At 58.8% G+C, this 6,774-nt stretch carries 6 protein-coding genes; 1 reads left to right on the top strand and 5 read right to left on the bottom strand.

All coding sequences use genetic code 11. The annotated features are described in order from the left end of the window. Positions 1-86 precede the first annotated feature (86 nt). On the top strand, positions 87-1,214 hold the full coding sequence (locus JFU11_RS27595) for an AGE family epimerase/isomerase (protein WP_201062723.1): 1,128 nt from the start codon (positions 87-89) through the stop codon (positions 1,212-1,214). Positions 1,215-1,332: 118 nt separating this feature from the next. Here the strand turns inward: JFU11_RS27595 and JFU11_RS27590 are convergent, their stop codons facing one another. From JFU11_RS27590 to JFU11_RS27570, 5 genes are all read right to left on the bottom strand, one after another. After that, complete coding sequence (locus JFU11_RS27590) at positions 1,333-2,100, bottom strand: SDR family oxidoreductase (protein WP_123721474.1); 768 nt, start codon at positions 2,098-2,100, stop codon at positions 1,333-1,335. Between the two features lie 831 nt (positions 2,101-2,931). Further along, on the bottom strand, positions 2,932-3,648 hold the full coding sequence (locus JFU11_RS27585; RefSeq protein WP_201087502.1) for an ABC transporter ATP-binding protein: 717 nt from the start codon (positions 3,646-3,648) through the stop codon (positions 2,932-2,934). Further along, the gene (locus tag JFU11_RS27580) at positions 3,645-4,520 is read right to left on the bottom strand and encodes an ATP-binding cassette domain-containing protein (RefSeq protein ID WP_201062722.1); all 876 of its coding nucleotides are present in this window, start codon (positions 4,518-4,520) and stop codon (positions 3,645-3,647) included. Before JFU11_RS27580 ends, JFU11_RS27585 begins: the two co-directional genes overlap by 4 nt. Continuing rightward, positions 4,517-5,800 carry a high-affinity branched-chain amino acid ABC transporter permease LivM gene (gene livM, locus JFU11_RS27575; protein WP_123721476.1) on the bottom strand — a complete coding sequence of 428 codons (1,284 nt, stop codon included), beginning with the start codon at positions 5,798-5,800 and terminating at the stop codon, positions 4,517-4,519. Before livM ends, JFU11_RS27580 begins: the two co-directional genes overlap by 4 nt. A 3-nt stretch (positions 5,801-5,803) precedes the next feature. Beyond that, on the bottom strand, positions 5,804-6,718 hold the full coding sequence (locus JFU11_RS27570) for a branched-chain amino acid ABC transporter permease (RefSeq protein WP_008068915.1): 915 nt from the start codon (positions 6,716-6,718) through the stop codon (positions 5,804-5,806). Between the last annotated feature and the right edge of the window lie 56 nt (positions 6,719-6,774).

Below are 6,774 nucleotides of genomic sequence, written 5' to 3'. Positions count from 1 at the left end.
TGGCGTCCGATCAGACACCGCCTCTCTCAAGCCTGCCTCTCTGCTACCATGTCGCGCAATCGCCCCTGCCGTGACGACGCCAGCCAATGCCCTCTGTTTCCCGCTCTGCTTCCCAGCCTGAATTGACCGCCCTGTTCGCCTCGGTGCAACAGCACTTCCAGGACGTGATCGTGCCGCTCTGGCAAGGCCCCGGCTGGAACGCCGACATGGCATTGCCGTATGAAGCGCTGGACGCCGAGCATCAGCCGCTGCCACCGCAGCGCTACCGGGCCATGGCTTGCGCTCGGCAGCTGTACCTGTTTTCCAGCCTGATCGGCCAAGTGCCTGAGGCCGAAGAACGGGCGGCGGCACTGTTCCGCTCCTTGCAACAGCATTTCCACGATGCCGAGCATGGCGGCTGGTTCTACAGCATCGACCCGCAAGGTGCGCCGCTGGATCAGCGCAAAGACCTCTACACCCACGCCTTCATCCTGTTCGCCTGCGCCCATTACTGGGACAAGGTTCGCGAACCGCTGGTGGAGTCGGTGCTCAACGCCACGCTGGAAGTGTTGGCGCAGCGCTTCGCCACAGGCGACGGCCTGTACGAAGCCAGCCTGGACCGTGATTGGTCCTCGCTCAACTCCGGGCCGCTGCAGAATCCATTGATGCATTTGGCCGAAGCCTTCCTCGCCATCCTTTCGGTGCGCGAGGACGTTGCTGTGCAGAGCGCGCTTCTCAAGTTATGCACAGCCATGCAGAAGCGCTTCATCGATCCGCAGCACGCGGTATTGATGGAAAAGCCGCTGGGCGCTGTGGATAACTGGTTCGAGCCAGGCCATCAGTTCGAGTGGTATTTCCTGCTGGAGTCCTCACCCTTGCTGCGCGGCTCCAAATTGCATGCGTCGCTGGACCGCGCCTTTACGTTTACCGAGCAACAGGGCGTGGACCAGCAGACCGGGGCTGTGCGCGCAATGCTGGAGCTGGACGACCACCCTCGTGATGCGACCCAACGCATCTGGGCCCAGGCTGAATACCTGCGCGCTCTGACCTTGCGCCCGGGCAGAGAAGCCTCTGTGCAGCACCAATTGCAGGCGCTGCAACAGCGCTTTTTGCATGCGGGCGGCTGGTATGAGTGTCGCGATGAACAGGGCGAAGTGAGCCGCAAGGACATGCCTTCGACCACGCCTTATCATTTGGCGACCTGTTATCGCGGGTTGGTCAAATATCTTAGCTGACTGATAGATAGCTATCGCGGGCAAGCCCGCTCCCACAGGGTTTGTGTCGTTCGCGAAATAGCGAGTCAACACAAACCCTGTGGGAGCGTGGCTTGCCCGCGATGGCCGTTACGCGGTCTTAAGCCTTCGTATTACGCTCAATGGCAAACCCGCTCCAGGTCTGGCTCACCGGCATCAGCTCGAGGCTGTTGATGTTGATGTGGGCCGGTGCGTTGAGCACCCAGAAAATAGTCTCGGCAATGTCTTGCGGCTGGATCGGCTCGGCACCGGCGTAAGTGGCGTTGTAACGCTCCTGGTCACCGGCGAAACGCACCAGCGAGAACTCGCTCTCACACAGGCCCGGCTCGATGTTGCTGACCCGCACGCCCGTACCTTGCAGGTCGCAACGCAGGTTCAGGGAGAACTGTTTGACGAACGCCTTGCTCGCGCCATACACGTGGCTGCCCGGGTACGGGTAGTTGCCGGCGATGGAACCGAGGTTGACGATGCCGGCGCCACGACCGTGAGCGATCAAACGCGGCAACAACAGGCGAGTGCTGTACATCAGGCCTTTGATGTTGGTGTCGACCATGGTGTCCCAATCGTCAAGATCGCACTTGGGGGCCGGGTCCACGCCCAAGGCCAGGCCTGCGTTGTTGATCAGCCCGCGCAGCTTGGCGAAGGATGGCGGCAGGTTGGCAATCGCCTCCTCCATGGCCTTGCGATCGCGTACGTCGAGCACCAGGCCATGAACCTCGGTCTGCTTCGACAACTCGGCGCACAGGGCATTGAGGCGCTCTTCACGACGACCTGTCAGCACCAGTTTCCAGCCGGCTTCGGCAAAACGACGGGCACAGGCTTCACCAAAACCGGAGGTCGCGCCGGTAATAAACAGGGTGTTGGACATCGTGTTCTCCTTGCTTCGGCTGATCGACAGCCCTTGGAATAGAAAATCAGTTGCCAGCATGCCCGGCCTTGTCCACAGCGGCAACCTTCGCAAAAACCGTACAAAAAACAATCAACACCGGCAACGCCATATGCACTGTGGCTTGCAGCCATGTACGCGCACCTTATCCACAGGCCGGTCCACAGTTTCCGGGGGCAAGTGCAAAAGCTGCAAGCCGCTGTCCACAAGGCTTTGCGGGCAGATTAGAAAGTTTTTTGCTTGACCCTCGGGTGCCTGCTGTGTAACCCCGGGCAATTTGCACGACCGGGCGGTCAAACCGACGGTGGCTCCAAGCCAGTAACTACGGCCCTCAGCCGACTCTTTCCAGAGTTTAACCACAGACTTATCCACAGGCTTGTGCACCTCGATTCGCACCGTGTTTGCCCCGAACAAAAAGGTTGACAAAGCCGGCTCGAGGTCCAGCAAAAACACCTGATCAAAAAACAACCATATCTCTACAAGCCACGGATTCAAAGGCTTGCAGCCAGCTACTCCCACGTTATTCACAGCCAGCTCCACAGCAAACGGGGACAAGTCAAAACCGTGATAAAACAGCAATTTGCAGCGGCTTTATGTCGCGCTTTGAGAGGTCGTGAATATTGTTTTCCACAATTTCCCTTTACCTCAAAGCACCATCCTGTGTAGGAGCTGCCGAAGGCTGCGATCTTTTCCACAGACACCTCAAAGCAAGATCAAAAGATCGCAGCCTTCGGCAGCTCCTACGGGGATTCTGCGGGCATAAAAAAACGCCCTGACGTTGAGTGCGTCAGGGCGTTATTTGGGCTCTTCAGTTTAGTGGCCGCCGAGATAGGCGTTGCGCACCTCATCATTCACCAGCAGCTCCTTGCCGGTGCCGCTGAGGCGGATCTCGCCGTTGACCATCACGTACGCCCGGTCCGACAGTTTGAGGGCGTGGTTGGCGTTCTGCTCCACCAGGAAGATGGTCATGCCGGTGCTGGCCAGTTCCCGCAGGGTCGCGAAGATCTGTTTCACCACAATCGGCGCCAGCCCCAGGCTCGGCTCGTCGAGCAGCAACAGCTTCGGCCGGCTCATGAGCGCCCGGGCGATGGCGAGCATTTGTTGCTCGCCGCCGGACATGGTCATGGCGCGTTGGGTGCGTCGCTCTTCGAGCCGTGGAAACAACTCGAACATGCGCTGCATGTCTTCCTTGGCGTACTTGTCACCGATTGGAATCGTACCCATCAACAGGTTTTCCTCGACGGTCATGTCAGGGAACACCCGCCGACCTTCCGGCGATTGAGCGATACCGTTGGACGCGATGTAGTGGGACGACTTGTGCGTGATATTCACACCCTGATAGATGATTTGCCCGTCAGCGGCCCGCGGCTGGCCGAAGATCGACATCAACAGGGTCGATTTGCCGGCCCCGTTGGAGCCGATCAGGCTGACGGTTTCGCCTTCATTGATGTGCAACGAAACTTTCTTCAGGGCCTGAATCGGCCCGTAGAACACGTCCAGATCCTTGAGTTCGAGGATGGGTGCACTCATACCACTTCCTCTTCTTCGGCGCCCAGGTAGGCGGCAATCACTTTCGGATCGTGTCGAATCGCTTCAGGCCCGCCCTCGGCGATGACAACGCCGTGGTCCAGCACCACGATGTGGTCGGAAATACTCATTACCATGCCCATGTCGTGTTCGATCAGCACCACGGTCAGATCGTGCTCGTCGCGCAGCAGCCGGATCATCGCGCTCAGCGTTTCGGTTTCCTGAGGGTTGAGGCCGGCGGCCGGTTCGTCGAGGCAGATAATCTGCGGCCGGGTACACATGGCCCGGGCGATCTCCAGACGGCGTTGCTGACCGTAGGACAGTTCACCGGCCAGGCGGTTGGCGCAGTCCACCAGATCCACCACTTCCAGCCAGTAGAAGGCGTGGTCCAGCGCATCGCTTTCGGCTTTGCGGTAACTCTTGGTGTTGAGGATGCCCGAAAGCAGGTTGCGGTTGACCCACATGTGCTGGGCCACCAGCAGGTTTTCCAGCACCGACATTTCCTTGAACAGGCGAATGTTCTGGAAAGTACGCGCCAGACCGGCACGGTTGATCAGGTGCGTGCCACCAAACATTTTGTAGTGGAGCCGGCCGATGAAGCTTTTCGGCGAAACGAAATCGATGGCCTTGAACGGTTCCCCGAGCATTTTGATGACGTCGGTTTTCACACCACGGGCATTGAGTTCGATATGCCCGCCGGACGCTTTATAGAACCCGGTCAGGCAGTTGAACACCGTGGTCTTGCCCGCACCGTTGGGGCCGATCAACGCAAAAATCGAGTTGCGTTTGACTTGCAGGCTCACGTTACTAAGGGCTTTGATGCCGCCAAAGTGCATCATCAGATTTTCGACCGAGAGAACGATTTCTTCGCTCATGGCGCCACTCCTTTACGTGGGGTCACACCGGTGCGGCTGATCCTAATCAGGCCGCGCGGTCGCCAGATCATCATCAACACCATCAGGATGCCGAACAGCAGCACGCGATATTCAGCGAAGCCGCGCAGCAGTTCCGGGGCAACGGTCAGCACGAACGCCGCAATCACCACGCCGATGGTCGAACCCATGCCGCCGAGTACCACGATGGCGAGGATCAGTGCCGATTCGAAGAAGGTGAATGAGGTCGGGTTGACGAAACCCTGATAAGTGGCGAAGAACACACCGGCCAAACCGGCCGTCGATGCACCAATGGTGAACGCCGACAGCTTGACCAGTACGTGATTCAGACCCATGGAACGGCAGGCAATTTCGTCTTCACGCAAGGCTTCCCACGCGCGACCGACCGGCATGCGGGTCAGACGGTGCTTGACGTACAGCACGCCCAGTACCACCAGGAACAACACCGCGTATATGAAGTAGTACTTCACGTCCGGGTTATAGGCGATGCCAAAGAACTCATGGAACGGGACGCCCCCCTCCTTCGCTCTTTTGCCGAACTCGAGGCCGAAGAACGTCGGCAACGGAGCCGCCATACCGTTCGGGCCGCCAGTCAGGGACAGCCAGTTGTTGAGGATCAACCGGATGATTTCACCGAACCCCAGGGTCACGATCGCCAGGTAATCACCGTGCAGACGCAGCACCGGGAAACCCAGGATGCAACCGGCCAACCCGGCAGTGATTGCCGCCAGCGGCAGCACCGTCCAGAAACCCAGCCCCAGGTATTGATAACCGAGCGCCAGCCCATAGGCACCGATGGCGTAGAACGCCACGTAACCCAGGTCGAGCAGGCCGGCCAGGCCGACCACGATGTTCAGCCCCAGGCCCAGCAACACGTAGATCAGCCCGAGGATGACCACGCCCAGCAGGTAGGAGTTGGAGAAAAACGGGAACACCACGGCGATAACGATCATCACCGGGATGATCCAGCGCAAGCGGGATTTGTAATCAGGCGGCAGTACATGAACCCCGGAGCCGGTACTTTCAAAACCTTCAAGAATTCTCAGGCCCTTGGGGGTTTGCAGGAACAGGCTCAAGGCAAAGCGGCCGGCCATGACGATGGCGACAATCCATGCCACCCGGGTCGCTTCCAGGTTGAAGCCGTAGCCGTCGAGGACTACGCCGACAATCGGGCCGAACACAATCAGGGCCACCAGGCCGGCAAGAATCGCGTCAACCAGGCTTCTTTTGAGATCAATGGTTTTTTTAGTGGTTGAAGACATCGCTTACACCTTCGACACAAGAGGACGGCCGAGCAGGCCTTGAGGCCGAAAGACCAGAACGAGAACGAGCAGCGAGAAGCTGAAAACGTCTTTGTAGTCCGAGTTGACCAATCCTGAGAACAGCGACTCGGAGATCCCGAGAATGATCCCGCCGAGCATCGCCCCGGGCAGCGAGCCGATCCCACCAAGCACCGCGGCGGTGAACGCCTTGATGCCAATGATGAAGCCCGCGTAGAAGTCGAATGTGCCGTAGTTCATGGTGATCAGCACGCCGGCCAACGCCGCCATCGCGGCACCAATGATGAACACGTAGGAAATGACGCGATCGGTGTTGATCCCCAGGATCGAGGCCATCTTGCGGTCTTGCTGGGTCGCGCGGCACATACGGCCGAGCTTGGTGTACTTGATGACGTAGGTCAGCAGGGCCATCCCGACAAACGCTGCGACCAGAATGAAGATCTTGGTGTAGGTAAGCTGGACGAAGCCGGTCCCGACTTCAACGCGCCATGCACCGGTCAGCAGTGTCGGTACGCCTTGTTGACGGGCCCCTTGGGAAATCTGTGCATAGTTTTGCAGGATCAGCGAAATACCGATGGCGCTGATCAGCGGTGCCAGTCGGGTGGAGTTGCGCAGCGGTTTGTAGGCGACGCGCTCGATGACCCAGCCATACACCGCCGTGACGATGATGGTGAAGACCAGTGTGCCAAGCATCAGCAAGGGGAAGGATTCAATACCGAAGTATGCCAGCAGAGCCAGACTGATTGCCGCGAGGTAAGCGGAAATCATGTAAACCTCGCCGTGGGCGAAGTTGATCATGCCGATGATGCCATAGACCATTGTGTAGCCGATGGCGATCAGGCCATAGACCGACCCGAGGGTCAGGCCGTTGACCAGTTGCTGCAGGAAAATACCATCCATAACGCAATCTCACGCATTTGAGAGGCTGCACAAAAACCGGGTGCGCCAGACCGGGG

The sequence above is a fragment of the Pseudomonas sp. TH37 genome (genome assembly GCF_016650735.1).
In the GTDB taxonomy this organism is placed as follows: Bacteria; Pseudomonadota; Gammaproteobacteria; order Pseudomonadales; family Pseudomonadaceae; genus Aquipseudomonas; species Aquipseudomonas farris.
The sequence above is the reverse complement of the archived record's forward strand: the minus strand, read 5'-3'. Positions and strand labels throughout refer to the sequence as shown.